Origin of the sequence: Segeticoccus rhizosphaerae (genome assembly GCF_009192725.1) — a bacterium.
In the GTDB taxonomy this organism is placed as follows: Bacteria; Actinomycetota; Actinomycetes; order Actinomycetales; family Dermatophilaceae; genus Segeticoccus; species Segeticoccus rhizosphaerae.
The window spans coordinates 1-13,670 of record NZ_VOHR01000008.1; the positions used below are offsets into that span (position 1 = coordinate 1).

Annotated in this window: 12 protein-coding genes; 6 read left to right on the forward strand and 6 right to left on the reverse strand. The window is 69.4% G+C overall.

Annotated elements, in window-relative coordinates:
* Together FRW57_RS24285 and FRW57_RS01570 are read left to right on the forward strand one after the other, a co-directional pair.
* Positions 1-908 (forward strand): GNAT family N-acetyltransferase (locus FRW57_RS24285; RefSeq protein WP_152185118.1); only part of this gene is annotated, 908 nt, incomplete at its 5' end.
* Positions 909-1,060: 152 nt separating this feature from the next.
* The gene (locus FRW57_RS01570) at positions 1,061-1,840 is read left to right on the forward strand and encodes an HAD family acid phosphatase (protein WP_137123341.1); all 780 of its coding nucleotides are present in this window, start codon (positions 1,061-1,063) and stop codon (positions 1,838-1,840) included.
* On the opposite strand, the gene FRW57_RS01575 is transcribed toward FRW57_RS01570, so the two are convergent.
* The 3 genes from FRW57_RS01575 to hpf form a co-directional block, all read right to left on the reverse strand.
* Positions 1,837-3,063 (reverse strand): winged helix-turn-helix domain-containing protein, encoded by a 1,227-nt coding sequence (locus FRW57_RS01575; RefSeq protein WP_238999249.1) that lies wholly within the window; start codon positions 3,061-3,063, stop codon positions 1,837-1,839. The genes FRW57_RS01570 and FRW57_RS01575 overlap by 4 nt on opposite strands.
* Positions 3,060-3,821: a response regulator gene (locus FRW57_RS01580; protein WP_137123340.1), complete on the reverse strand. Its 762-nt coding sequence runs from the start codon at positions 3,819-3,821 to the stop codon at positions 3,060-3,062. The genes FRW57_RS01575 and FRW57_RS01580 overlap by 4 nt, the downstream gene beginning before the upstream one ends.
* A 72-nt stretch (positions 3,822-3,893) precedes the next feature.
* Entirely contained in the window at positions 3,894-4,613 is a 720-nt protein-coding gene (hpf, locus tag FRW57_RS01585; protein ID WP_137123339.1) for a ribosome hibernation-promoting factor, HPF/YfiA family, read from the reverse strand.
* Between the two features lie 413 nt (positions 4,614-5,026).
* On the opposite strand from hpf, the gene FRW57_RS01590 reads away from it, so the two are divergent.
* From FRW57_RS01590 to FRW57_RS01605, 4 genes are read left to right on the forward strand one after another with little or no spacing between them, the layout of a single operon-like run.
* Entirely contained in the window at positions 5,027-6,736 is a 1,710-nt protein-coding gene (locus tag FRW57_RS01590; RefSeq protein WP_137123338.1) for a sensor histidine kinase, read from the forward strand.
* Positions 6,733-7,392, forward strand: a complete 660-nt coding sequence (locus FRW57_RS01595) for a response regulator transcription factor (protein WP_137123337.1) — start codon at positions 6,733-6,735, stop codon at positions 7,390-7,392. The genes FRW57_RS01590 and FRW57_RS01595 overlap by 4 nt, the downstream gene beginning before the upstream one ends.
* A 48-nt stretch (positions 7,393-7,440) precedes the next feature.
* On the forward strand, positions 7,441-10,554 hold the full coding sequence (locus tag FRW57_RS01600) for a hypothetical protein (RefSeq protein WP_152185119.1): 3,114 nt from the start codon (positions 7,441-7,443) through the stop codon (positions 10,552-10,554).
* Positions 10,551-11,879 (forward strand): SWIM zinc finger family protein, encoded by a 1,329-nt coding sequence (locus tag FRW57_RS01605; RefSeq protein WP_137123335.1) that lies wholly within the window; start codon positions 10,551-10,553, stop codon positions 11,877-11,879. Before FRW57_RS01600 ends, FRW57_RS01605 begins: the two co-directional genes overlap by 4 nt.
* Positions 11,880-11,890: 11 nt before the next feature.
* Here FRW57_RS01605 and FRW57_RS01610 read toward each other — a convergent pair whose 3' ends face one another.
* From FRW57_RS01610 to FRW57_RS01620, 3 genes are all read right to left on the reverse strand, one after another.
* The gene (locus FRW57_RS01610; protein WP_137123334.1) at positions 11,891-12,238 is read right to left on the reverse strand and encodes a DUF1294 domain-containing protein; all 348 of its coding nucleotides are present in this window, start codon (positions 12,236-12,238) and stop codon (positions 11,891-11,893) included.
* A 106-nt stretch (positions 12,239-12,344) separates the two neighbouring features.
* Positions 12,345-12,626, reverse strand: coding sequence for a cold shock domain-containing protein (locus FRW57_RS24960; protein ID WP_152185120.1), 282 nt, complete (start codon positions 12,624-12,626; stop codon positions 12,345-12,347).
* A 120-nt stretch (positions 12,627-12,746) separates the two neighbouring features.
* On the reverse strand, positions 12,747-13,670 hold the full coding sequence (locus tag FRW57_RS01620) for a type II secretion system F family protein (protein WP_137122233.1): 924 nt from the start codon (positions 13,668-13,670) through the stop codon (positions 12,747-12,749).

Sequence of the window (13,670 nt, forward strand, 5' to 3'; positions counted from 1 at the left end):
GCTTCGCCGGCGAGGCCGTCGCGGCGGCGGTCGAGCACGCGTTCCGCCCGGCGGCCGAGGGTGGGCTGGGTCTGCGACGGCTGCACGCGGTGACCGACCGGGCCAACACACCCTCGCAGCGAATCCTGCAGGGCGCCGGCTTCCGGCTCTGGGGCATCGACCACCAGTCGTATGCGCGGTCGGACGGCTCGATCTCGGACGGTGCCTTCTTCGAGCTGCTCGCCGACGACAACCGCGGCGGGCGCGCGGGAGCCGGCGTCCAGTGGACGGGGCATGCGACCCGAGACCAGCCAGCGGCCGGAGCCCAGGGTGGCGCCGGCCGAGGCGAGGCCGGACGGGGTCTGGAGCCGGCCACGATCGAGGGACGCGGCATCCGGCTGCGGGAGTGGCAGGAGGACGACATACCTCGCATCGTGGAGGCCTGCACCGACCCCGTCAGCCGGCACTGGCTCGCCACACTGCCCGAGCCGTATGACGAGGTGGCCGGCCGCGGCTACGTCGAGATGACCCGCGAGCGGCACCGCAACAGCGCGGGACTCTTCTGGTGCGTCGCCGACGCGAGGACGGACCGGTGCGTGGGCTCGCTCGGTCTGATGGACCTGTCCGGCGAGGACCCGACGACGGCCGAGGTCGGCTATTGGCTGCACCCGGACGCGCGTGGTCGCGGTGCCATGAGGCAGGCCGTCGGGCTGGCTGTGCGGCACGCCTTCCTGCCGGTCGAGGACGGCGGCCTCGGGCTGCGCCGGTTGCGGCTCAACGTCGCCGACGGCAACGAGGGCTCGGCGCGGATCGCGGACGCCAACGGTTTCACCGAGGTGGGACGCGACCGGGCGGCCGAGCGGTTGGGCGACGGATCGTACGTCGACCTGCGCCGGTTCGACCTGCTCGCCACCGAGTGGACCGGCTGACCCGGGATGCGCCGAAACGGTGGACAGGGCGGGCGAGGAGTGGTTCGTTGTGTGGTGGCCCGCTCACCCTGAGAGAGCCGAGGCCCCTCCGACGACACCAGGAGACCGTGCCGCCGCCGTGGCCCGTCCGCCGTCGAAAGGTCGCACCACCCATGTCGAAGACAACAGTGACCCGCCCCCGCTGGATCACCGCCGGCGTCGCCGCGATCGTCCTCGTGGGGGCCGGCGTCCCCGCTGCGCTCGCCTCCGGCGACGGTGGCTCGCATCCCGGATACACCGGGTCCCACGAGCCGCCCAACATCGACCTGGTCCGCCAGCAGATCTACGCCTACTACGGCGACCCCGAGAAGACGGGCACCGCCTCGGAGGACTCCGGCTACGGGCACAAGATGCACCGGATCGAGCGGCGCATCACCAACCTGCTCAAGGCGCGCCAGCACGCGAAGTACCACGGGTCGGACCCCACGCTCCTGCTCGACGTGGACGACACATCGCTGCTGACCTACAACTACGAGATCTTCAGCAACTTCGCCTACAACCCCGACACCAACGCGGAATTCGTGATGGGAGAGAAGTTCCCGGCGACCTTCGGCATGGTCAAGGTGGTCAAGAAGGCCAAGGCGATGGGGTATGACGTGGTCTACCTCACCGGCCGCCCCTCCACCCAGCAGGACGCGACCATCGGCAACCTGACCAAGGTCGGCTACCCCGCGCCGGACGCGATCTACACCCGGGACAGGGCCAACCCCCCGGCCTACATGACCTGTGCGCCGGATTGCACGACGATCCAGTACAAGTCGCTGACCCGCAAGCACATCAACCGGACCGGTAACCACATCGTGGCCAACGTGGGCGACCAGTTCTCCGACCTGGCAGGCGGATTCGCCGACCGGACCTTCAAGCTGCCCAACCCGATGTACTTCCTGCCCTAGGAGCGGCGCCCCGCGGGCGATGAGACACGGTCGAGGCCGAGCCATTCGGCCATCGAGGCCAGCTCGTCCGCGAGAGCCGGGCGCGCTTCGGGGGGCGCGTCCGGCTCCCAGTGGACGGCCTGCACCCGCAGCACCCCCGTGGCCCGGTCGGCCTTGAGGTCGCACCGGGCCACGAGGTGCTCGCCGAAGAGGAACGGCAGCACGTAGTAACCGTGCACCCGCTTGCCCTGCGGCACATAGATCTCGAGCCGGTAGTGGAAACCCCACAGCGCCAGCGTCCGATCCCGTTGCCAGATCAGGGAGTCGAAGGGGCTCAGGAGCGCCTGCGCGTGCACCCGCCGCGGCACCCGGGCATCCCGATGCAGGTATGCCGTCCGCTTCCAGCCCTGCACCGTCACCGGCACCAGCTCGCCCTCCGCGACGAGCGAGGCCAGCGCCGGGCGGGCCTGCTCCGGCTTCAGCCGGAAGTAGTCGCGCAGGCACTGCTCGCTGCCCACGCCGACTGCGCGTGCCGCGATGCGCATCAGCTCGCGGAAGGCAACGTCGTCGGGCGGGCGCACCTGCGGTGAGACCGCGTGCGGCAGCACGTCGCGGGGCATCACTCGCTCGAGCGAGGCGTAGCGCCGCTCGAACTGTGCGGTGCGGCCGGCGCTGGTGATCTCTCCCGCCCAGAAGAGGTGCTCGAGCGCGTTCTTGACCAGCGACCAGTTCCAGCCCCACTCCTCGCGGTCGCGGGGCACGTCGTGCTCGAGCGCGGACTCGACCTGGCGCGAGGTCAGCGGCCCTCGGGCCCGCACCTCGGTGGCCACGGCCACGACCAGCTCGGGGTGGTCGTGCGCCACCCGGCGCATCCCACCCCACGAGTCGTGCAGTGCCCGCCGCATCCGGAAGCCCAGCAACGGCCAGGTCGACGGCGGGATGAGGCTGGCCTCGTGCGCCCAGTACTCCACGAGCCGGCGCGGTGCCCGGTCACGTGCGCGGTCGAGCAGGCCGGTGTCATAACGGCCGAGCCGGGAGAACAGCGGGAGGTACTGGCTGCGCGTCAGCACGTTGACGCTGTCGATCTGGATGACGCCGACCCGGTCGATCACCCGGCCGACGTGCCGCATCGTCGCGGCGCCCGGCGCAGGTCGCGGGTCGCAAAAACCCTGAGCGGCCAGCGCGATCCGGCGTGCCTGCGATCGGGAGAGGACGCGAGGGGCCGGGACCGTGCCCGGGCTCACTCGGGCAGCTCGACCAGCTTGGCCTTCACGGCATACATCGCTGCTTCCATCCGCGAGTGCATCTGCAGCTTGTCGAGGATGTTGCGCACGTGGTTCTTGACCGTGTTCTCGGAGATGAAGAGTTCCTCGGCGATGTCGCGGTTGGACATGCCCCTCGACACCAGCTTGAGCACCTCGATCTCGCGCTCGGTCAACCGGGGCGCCGGCACCGACTCCTCCTGCCGCTGGATCAGCGAGCTGAACTCCGACAGCAGGGTGGAGGCCATGGAGGGGGAGATGAGCGACTGCCCCGAGTGGACGGCGCGCAGGCCCTCGGCGATCTCCTCACCCGGGATGTCCTTGAGCAGGTAGCCGTTGGCGCCGGCTCGGACCGCCTGGTAGAGGTCGCCCTCGTCGTCGGACGAGGTCAGGATGATGATCCGCGCGGACGGCGCCGTCGCCTTGATCGACGCGCACGCGTCGATACCGCTGGCACGCGGCATCCGGATGTCCATGAGCACCACGTCGGGCAGCAGCTCCGCGGCACGTTCGATCGCCTCGGTCCCGTCACTTGCCTCACCGACGATGTGGATGTCGGGCTCGAGGCTGAGGACGGCCTGGAGCCCGCGACGGTAGAGCCCGTGGTCGTCCGCGATGAGGACGCGGATGGGCTCGGGGTCACCCCCTGCAGTGGTCGAGCTTGGCTTCTCCTGCAACGGTGGTATCCCCTTCTCGACGCCCTGTGCCAGTGACGCAGGAACGGCATCCACGCTGGTCATGGGCGACATGATGGCACGCACCGGTGACAGGCAACAGGAGTATCGCACGCCACCTGCCACCGGTGCGCCTGGTCAGCTCACGCGCGCCCGGGGTTCGTCACGCTCCTGCTCGTCGGTCGCGGTCAGCTGTCCTTCGATCTGTTCGTCGTCGCCGGAGGCCTCCTGACGGTCGAGCCGCAGCACGCCGTAGGACCACCCGCGGCGCCGGTAGACGACACACGGCTGACCGGTGTCGATGTCCTCGAAGAGGTAGAAGTCGTGTCCGACCAGCTCCATGTTGTTCAGCGCCTGGTCGATGCCCATCGGGACGCTGGGGTGCACCTTCTCGCGCACCTCGATCGGCGAGTTGCCGTGGGTGCCGAGCTTTTGGTGCATGCGCTCTTCCTGGTCGTTCTCCGCCGTGTCACCCGACTCGCCATTCAGTCCCACCGGCTCGCTCGCCAGGCGTGCGGTCGCCTCACCCACCGACTCCGGCCTCTGCCGTCCCCGGTGCACGCGGCGGCGGTCCTGCGCACGCCGGATCCGCTCGAGGAGCTTGGTCATGGCCAGGTCGAGCGCGGCATACTCCTCGTCCGCACAGGCCTCGGCGCGGATGACCGACCTCTTGACGTGGCAGGTGATCTCCACCCGCTCACAGGCCTGCGCCCGGCGGGGGTTGGGCTCATGACTGATCACGACATCCACGCGCATGACGCGTGGTGCCAGTTGCGGGATCTTGGACAGCTTCTCGTCCAGATGACGGCGGAAGCGGTCGGTGACCTGGACGTGACGTCCAGTGACGGTGATCTCCACAGGTGCCCTCCTAGGGTGGTGACGCGTAGTTCTCTCCGGGCCCGCGAGGCCCCTTCGGCTGCTGCATCACCCCCTTGCTCTGGAGGTGCCCCGACGCGCCTCGGGCCGGCCCCACGAGTAGTGGCGTGGGACGCGACCCGTGTCCGGCGCTGCCGTGGCAACGACCACCAAGGTCATAGTTCGCACCGTAGTCGACCCGATCTGGAAACGACACACCGCTGACGAAATCGGGGTCAAGTCTTGGTGTGGACTGGCCGACGGGGTATCGCCGAGCCCGCACCCCGGGCGGCGGGAGTCAACTCATTCCGTAGTGCACCTGCATCGGCGAAGGCAGCCGTACGTCTGCCACAGGTCATCTGAAGGTAAAGGCGAGGTAAAAAATCTTCCCGGATTCGCTAGACAATGTCGGTGGTGTGGGCCATGATGCATTCCGTCGAAGGTTCAACTACCACGCGGGGGGAAACCCGCAGACGGCAGGGTATGACGTGTCAACAAGGGGTGGGCTGGTCGCGGACACTGCGCGGCAGCGTCGCGTGCTCGTTCTCTTCCTGATCGTCGTCGGGGTCGGCGTCGGGATCCTGGAGGGCTTCACCGAGGTGGTGGTGCCGACCGCGGCCGCGCTGCTCGCCCTCGACCTGCTCGCCGCCGCCTGGGTGGCGCGCAGCCACCCGCGGGTCATGCCCCACGTGCACCCGGCCATCGCGCTCGAGCTCGCCGGCGCCGGACTCATCGCCGCGGTCATCGGCTACAACATGCCAGCCGCACACGGCCTGCTGCCGATGCTGCTCATCCCGGCCCTGCGCATCGGTGAGTATGCCGGCCGCGCCCTGGCCAGCTGGACCGTCGCCTGCCTCTTCCCGCTCATCTTCATCCTCGACCGCTTCGTCGGGACGCAGTCCAGCCAGACCGACCGCACGAGCACGCTGCTCTGGCTCGTCATCGCCCTGATCACCGGCCTCGTCGGCGCCCGCGTCGCCACCATGGAGCGCGACCAGGAGGAGTCCACGCCCCGTGCCGCCCAGGAAGCGGCGGCTCTGCTGCGGCGGCTGGACACCCTGGCGGGCAGCATGGACGCCGGCTTCGACGTGCCCGCCTCGGCGGAGATGATGCTGGAGGCACTGCGCCAGGAGATCACGCTGCGCCGCTCAGCCGTCCTCGTCGGCACCAGCGACCACCCTGCGGTGCCTCTCGCGCTGCGCGGCAGTGACCGGGTTCCGTGGCCCGGACCCGAGGTCGAGGGCTCGCCGCTGCAGCACACCTGGTCCACCGGTGAGGCCATCGTCGAGGCATGGCAGGGCGACACGGGCAGCCGGACGGTGCTGACCGTGGCGATCCGCGACACCGACGGGCAGTCGATCGGAGTGCTCGTGGCCGACCGCGAGGGCTCGCTGCCGTTCAACCGCCACGACGTCGCCGTGGTCGAGGACATCGTCCACCAGCACGGCCCCAACCTCGACGTCGCGCTCTCCTTCGCCGCGCTGCGCGAGCACGCCGGCATGGAGGAGCGCGAGCGCCTGGCCCGCGAGATGCACGACGGCATCGCGCAGGAGCTGGTGGCGTTCGGCTACCAGATCGACATGGTGCGCCGGCAGTATGCCGAGAACCTCCCCCACCTGCCCAACCCGATGGACGGACTGCGCACCGACCTGACCCACGTCCTGTCCGGGCTGCGCCTGCGGATCGCCGACCTGCGGGTCGCGGTGCGCCCGGACCAGGGCCTCGGCGCCGTGATCAGCAGCCGGCTGCAGCGCTTCGGCACCAGCAGCGACCTGTCCATCGCCCTGCGGCTCAACGAGACCGGCTTCCGGCTCCCGGCCCACACCGAGACCCTGCTCTACCGCCTGTTCCTCAAGGTCCTCGACGACGCGCGGCACGCGCCCGGCGCCACGGCTCTCGATGTCAACCTCAGCGTGACCGCTCCGCAGGCCTTCCTGCGCATCACCCACGATGGTGCCAGCGAGCTGCACCAGCGTATCTTTCAGGACCACCCCATCAATGACCTCGGCGGGCAGGTCATCGTCGACCGCCTGCCGGGCACCGGTGTGGTCGTGCAGGTCGCTCTGCACGGCACGCCCCGGCGCGCACCCCAGCCCCTCACCAACGAACGGATGCCCCTGCGATGACTCTCTCGGTGATCCTCGTCGACGACCACGCGCTGGTGCGCGAGGGCCTCGCCCGCCTCATCGACTCCGCCCCGGAGTTCCAGGTGGCGGGACAGGGTGCCTGTCTGGCCGACGGCTACAGCCTGCTGGCCAAGCAGCACGACCTGCTCGTGGTGGACGTCTCGATGCCCGACGGCAGCGGTCTGTCGCTTGCCCGCTATGCGCGAGAGCACTACCCGAACATGGGCATCGTCGTGGTCACGATGCACAACGACGACGAGACGCTGCTCGAGGCCCTCGACGCAGGCGCCTCCGCGCTGGTGCTCAAGAGCGACCCGTCCGACGACGTGCTGTATGCCGTACGCCAGGCCGTGCACCGCCCGCGCAGCTTCGTCGCCGACGGGCTGTCTGACGCCCTGCGGCGCCGTGAGTCGTCCAGCAAGCCGCGGCTCACGCCGCGCGAGACCGAGGTCATGGCGAGCCTGCTCGATGGCGCCTCGGTCTCCCAGGTGGCCCGCTCCCTCTACATGAGCGAGTCGACCGTCAAGACCCACATCGCGCGCCTCTACGACAAGCTCGGTGTGCACAACCGCGCGGCCTTGGCCATGGCGGCTGTGCAGCACGGCCTGGTGCCGAACAGCGCCCGCTCCGCGCAGCAGGCCGCCCTCACCGCCTGACCGCTGCACCGGCTGGCTCCGTGGCTGGCCAGGAAGGTTGGGGGGAGCATGGCCAAGCCGTTCGTCGACCGGTTGACGCCGCTGCTGGAAACCGGGGACGTCGTGGGTGGTCGCCTGCTGCTCGACTCGCTGACCGGTCAGGAGCTGGCGGAGGCCAAGCAGTGGTTCGCCGGGAGCCGTCGCTTCGTCCGCGACCTGCACGCGCTCGACTTCGCCGGTGCGGACCATGAGGAACGGTCTCGCGCGCGGTGGGAGGCCTCCTGGATCATCGCGATGTGTGCGGTCCGATTGTGCGGGCCGACCACCGCGGCACGCCGGGTGCCGTGGCGCGACCTGTGGGACTTCATGCGGTGCGACGGTGAGGCGCAGTTCGTCCACCTGCTCTGGGAGACCGACCGGGCCTGGGTGGGACAGTTCGCCGAGACCGCGAGCGGGGTCGGACTCGGCGGACAGGCGCGCAACGTCAACGCCAACCTGTCGCGCGTGGTGCGCGCGGCCGTCATCCACCACGGGCTGCCCTGCCCGAGCGGCGCAACCTTCCTCGCCGCGTGGTCGGCGGGCACCGGAGCACCCACCTATGACGTCGCCGCGGTGCGCGACTGGCTGGCCCGCGACCCGCTGATGCCCGACCTGCTGCACCACTACCTCGCCTCCGGCCACTGCGGCCAGGTGCCGGGGCTGCCCGATGCCGTCCCAGAGCTTGTCGCTGCCGGGGTGCTGGATCGAGAGGCTTTGCTCGAGCACGTGCTCGGGCTGATGACCGCCCCGCAGCGCCCGGCCAGCCAACGCGTCCTCGCCGGAGTCTTCACGGCGCTCAACCCGCGGCCGGATGAGATCACAGGCGGCCTGACCTATCTGCTCGGCGTCATCTCCACTGCCCACGGCTCGGTCGGTCAGGTGCTGCTCCCCATGGCGCTGGAACTGGTCGATGACCCCGACGGGCTGCTCGAGCTCACGACGGTCGTCGCCGGCCGCCCAGAGCGCCGCCAGAAGTCGATGCTGCTGAAGGCGCTGGTTGGACCGTCCCTGCGCGCGAGGGTCGGCGACTCGGCCGTGCGGGAGGCGCTGCGCGTCCTCGCGACTGACGACGACGCGGCCTTCATCTCCAAAGTCACCGAGGCGCTCACCGCCCTCGGGGACGATGGCACCGACTCCGAGTCCGACAGCGAGGCGCCGGTGCTGGGGCTGTGGGGCCTGGAGCCTGCCACCCATTTGGAGGTGGACGCCTTCCGCACCCGGTGGCGCAAGCAGTTGCCACTGGGGCAGGTGCCGCTGTCCACCCTCATCGGCGAGTTGAACGACCTGTTCCTGGCTGGTGGCCTGCGCCCGGTCTGGCCGGTCGCGCTCGAGCTGGCCGACACCGCCTGTCGGATGCCGCGCAAGCCGGCCGGGCTGGCTGACCTCCTTCGCCTGCTCGCAACGTATGCCGTGGAGGTACCTCGCCCGCGCGAGCTCCCGCCATACGTCGCGGCCCTCGCCGCCCAGAGTGGGCGCAGCAAGGCGCAGATGGAGGCGCGTCGGCTCGGCTCGCTGTTGGCGGCCGTCGACGTGGACGACTACGTCGCGGGGTTGCGGCAGGCCGGTGCGCAGGACGTGCCGCCGCGGGTGCGTGGGCTGTGGCAGCGTGGCGCCCCGATCAACGTGCTGCCCTCGACCCTCCGGGTGGACGATCCGGTGCTCGACGTGCCCGCCCTGCGGCGCCAGCTCGAGGCGACGAGCTCGTGGCACGGAATGCAGGACAACGACCTGGTGGTGGTGCGGCCGGACTACGTCCAGCGCATGGAGCGAGTGAACCTGACCTTTGCCGACCGGCTCCTGGCCGTGGCGGTGCGGGCGATCCACGAGCACGGCGTAGCCGATTCCCGCCGCTTGTTGAGGGGCATCGAGCGGCCCGGCCACCCCTTCCCGGTGCCGGGGGCCATCGACCTGTGGGCAGCCGGGCACCTGGACGCCACGACGTTCTGGCGGCTTGCCCACCGGTCAATGACGGCGCTGGAGCACCACCGTCGGCTCACGAACAACCCGTGGCTCGACTACGCGGGACAGGCGACGATCGTGGAGGCCGTGACCGCAGCCGGGGACGAGACCATCGTGCTGCCGGTGTGGCTCAACGAAGCGACCACGCGGCTCACCTTCCTGCTGGCGTGCGAAGCGTTGGCCAAGGTCGAGCAGACGTCGGTGCTGCTGTCGACCCCCACCTATCGCGAGGGCACGCTCGACTTCGACGACCTGCTCGGCCGGTTGCGAGCGGTGGCCGCCGGCGGCGTCTCGGTCGGGCCGCTGGACCTGGTGCAGGCGCTGCACCGGTTGCGGCCGACCGACCCGGCTCGCGCTGTCGAGCTGGCCCCGCTCGAGGTCATGACTGACGCGGCGTTCACCAGCCCGGACGGCGACGAGGCCTGGGACGCGGTGGAACTCGTGCGGACCTGGCTGGCCCGGGGTGGGCTGCCTCCGCTGGACCCCGTCGTGGAGGATGGCGAGTGGTCGACGGTGGCGGTGGCTCCGGTCCCGTGGTCGCGTTGTGCCGCCCTGCCAGAGGAGTTGCGCGCCGACCCGTGGTGCCCGGGCCCCATGGTCGACGCCGTGCGGATGATGCCGCTCTGGGGAGACCGGTGCGCCGCTCTGGACCGTCCCGAATGGGATGGCTACGGCGCGTTCCCGACCCTGATCGCCGGTCCGCTGGGGCTTCCCATGCACGACCGGTTTCTCCAGCTGATGACACGCACCGGCCAGGGGGGTGTGGACGTCGTCGTGTCCACCATGCTGTCGGTGTTGCGGCTCGATCGGCTCGACCCGCAGCTCGCCGCGGAGGCCGCGCTCCGGCGACATGCGGTGGGGACGCTGGAGCTGGCGGCGATCAACTGGTCGGCCTGGGTTGCTTTCGAGTTCGGTGGTTTTCGTGGATTGTGGCCGTCACTGCTGGAGATCGCGGCCGCGCTGTGTACGGTCCCAGAACCGCTCGCGGAGCTGCCCGCGCTGATGGGCCTGCTCAGCGACTACGCACATGAGGTGCCCGAACCCGTCATACCGGAATCGTTGCGCGCCTTCGCCGACGGTGCAGGGAACGCGCGGGGTCGGACGGAGGCGCGGGCATTGGTCGAGGCACTTTCGATGACCGCCCCGGACGCCCTGGATGAGACCGACGAGCGGGTGTCGGCATGAGCTCCTTCGCGGCGGAGTCGGTGCTGACTCGCTCGCCCGAGAGCCAACGCCTCGAGCTGGCGACCGGACTCGGTGTCACGCCAACGGGGCTGGTAGAGAGCCCGGTGTTCTTCTCCGGCTTCCTGGACCGGCCTGATGTGGCCGCCTCCGGCCTGCTTGCCGTCGCGGACGTGGCCGCCAGTCGGTATGCCGACGCCGGACTGGCCGCGCGCCTCGCCTCGATGGACCCGGTCGTGACGGCCGGTGGAACCTGCCTGCGCTTCGAGTCGTTCTCGGCGTGCAACGGTGTGCACGCTCGGTTTGACCTGCTCCGCGAGGGATTGGGCGGCGGCGAGGTCGGCTTCGGCACGACGAACGTCGACATCAACCCTCCCCTGCGCAAGGCCCTGGCCAGGGTCAACCGGGCCGAGGCGATGCACCTGAGCGTCGGGCGGGACGAACTGCGCGCGTCGTCGCTGGCGGGCACGCATGTGGAACGCAAGGTCAACCTGCCGGAGCGGTGGGTCCGGGGCCTGGCGGAGGTGCCGGCGCTCACTGCGGCGATGACGCGCGTCGCCGAGCTTCGCGGGCCGGCGATCGCGCGCTTCTTCTCGACCCTCCCGCGGGTCGCCCCGCCGGGGCCGTCGATGAACGTCCTGCCGATGCCCTCGGGGTGGCGCCTTGCGACCCGCGCGCTGCCGAAGTCCTTTCCGCTACCTGGTGTCTCGCGCCTCCGCGGTGCCGACCGAATCATCCGGCACGCCTCGCGTCTCGCGGTGTACGTCAACGTCAACGGCACCACGGCCTGGGTGTTCGACGTGCCGGGCGGCCGCTTCACCCTGGTGCTCAGCCCCGATCCCTTCCGGGGCTTCTCGGGCGAAGGCACCCTGCTCACGCTGCTCACCGACAGTGACGCAGAGTCGCACGGGCGACGAGTGCTCGCCGAGCTCGGCTGGACGCCGCTCGTCGACCCGAAGGACTTGGCCGAGCGCACCGGCCTGGGCCCCGGCAAGGTGGCTTCTGGCCTGGGCTGGCTCGCCGCCTGCGGGCGACTCGGCTACGACCTGACGGAAGGCGCGTGGTTCCACCGCGAGTTGCCCATCGACAGCGACAAGGTCTTGCGCCGCAACCCCCGCCTTGCCTCGGCCCGCAAGCTATTGGAAAGTGGCTCTATCAGGGACGGCAGCGACGGCTGGAAGGTGGAGGGTAGCTACGGCAACCGCTACACGGTGACGAAGCAGTTGCGCTGCGACTGCGCCTGGGGCGTCGAGCACGACGGCAACCGTGGCCCCTGCAAGCACGTCTTGGCGGCCATCCTCACCTTCCGCGACTCGGGTTTGGACTGACCGCACCCCTGTCAGGGCAGTGCGAAGGGTGCCTCGGACACGAACCATGCAAGTGCCACACAGTTGGTGACAACCGTGCACCAGAAGATGGTGCGGAACGGTTGTTTGACCGTCTTGTGCCGGAAGACCTGTCGTGCGACCAAGGCACCCGGCCAACCGCCCACCAGGGCGATCGTGTGAAGGGTGGACTCCGACGTGCGCCATCTACCCTGCTTCGCTGCGGACTTGTCCGCGCCGTAGAGCACGAACGCCACTGCGCTGAACAGTCCATAGGCAGCCAACAACACGACGTGAATCTGATCCTCCACCAACAGGACCACCTGGAGAGCGAAGAACAACACGGCGGAGGCGGAAGCCACTAGTACTGCACTGGTCCTTGTGCTGCCGGCTCGTCCGTGGGCCGCGTACCGCACCCGTGAGACGCGTGCCGGGTTACGCTCGTCACGAGTCTCGACGGAGGTGACCTCACAACCGGGGGGCAGGCCTCGGCCCACGCGGGAACGCACTCACGTGCACAAAGACACGCGAGCCTCCACCGGCGGGAGTGATGAAGCCGAAACCCCGGGCGTCGTTCCAGTCCTCCAAAACCCCGCGCTGAGACCTGGCGCTGTTGTCTGAAGGCACGCTTCCCGCTCCTTGGCTCGGATATCCCCAGGCTGGGCCGTGTGACCCCCGGTTCCGGCGCAATAACGCGGACGGAACAGGTACCGTCACCCGGCGCGCGGCGAGGCCGTGGTGGGGCGGCATCCCCTGGTTGCCGCCCCACCGGATCCCCCTGCCGCTCGGGTCCCCAACCCGATAGGGGTCTCACATCTGGCTGAAGGTGCCCCCGCCGGCGTCTACGATAACGACGTCGGACGCGTGGCGTCAGAAGTTCGCGAACGAACTCATAACACGGATGGCGCCAGGACCAACGATCACGATGAACATTGCCGGGAATACACAGAGAAGCATGGGGAACAGGATCTTGATCGGCACCTTTTGAGCCTTTTCCTCGGCACGCTGGCGTCGCACAAGCCGCATCTGCAGGGCCTGTTCTCGCAACACTGCACCGATGGGCAGTCCGAGGCGGTCAGCCTGCACTAGGGAAGTCACGAACGTCTTGACTTCCGGCACACTCGTCCTCTGCGACATCGACTGGAAAGCTGCTCCGCGAGAGCGGCCGATCTGAATCTCCTGCAGAACACGCGAGAATTCACCAGCCACTGGACCGGTGACCGACTTGGCGACCTGTTGCAACGCCCCATCGAAGGCTTGTCCTGCCTCAACACACACCGTGAGCATGTCCAGCGCGTCGGCCAGGCCGCGACGCAGCCCATCCTGTCGCTTGACCCCCGCGTTGTATATGAGTAGGTCAGGCAAGTAGAAGCCCACTGCACCAAGGCCCACCCCTGCAGCAACCCCGCCTAAGGTGAGGCCGCCAGCGAAGGTTAGCCCCAGCGCGCCAGAAATGATCAGCAGCGCGCCCTTGACGGCGAAGACCCGCTCGAGTGCCCAAGCTGGAGGGTTACCCGCAACATCGAGCATCTTCGTGAGTCGCTTTGCGGCGCCTCCTGGAGATAGCTTCGTGGCGAGTCGCCGCGTCATGCCGAAAAGAAATCCCTCTAAGCGATCTCCGAGCCCCAACTCATTGCGAGCGACCTCTTGCGTACGGAAGTCGTGTTGGATCAGGGCCAGGCTGCGAGCAACGCCTGTCGGCTGGGAAGTGGAACTCAGGAGGATGACCAACGCCGCTCCGAGGCCCAGCAATACTGCTCCGCCACCGGTGTAGAGAAGAATTTGCGGACTCAT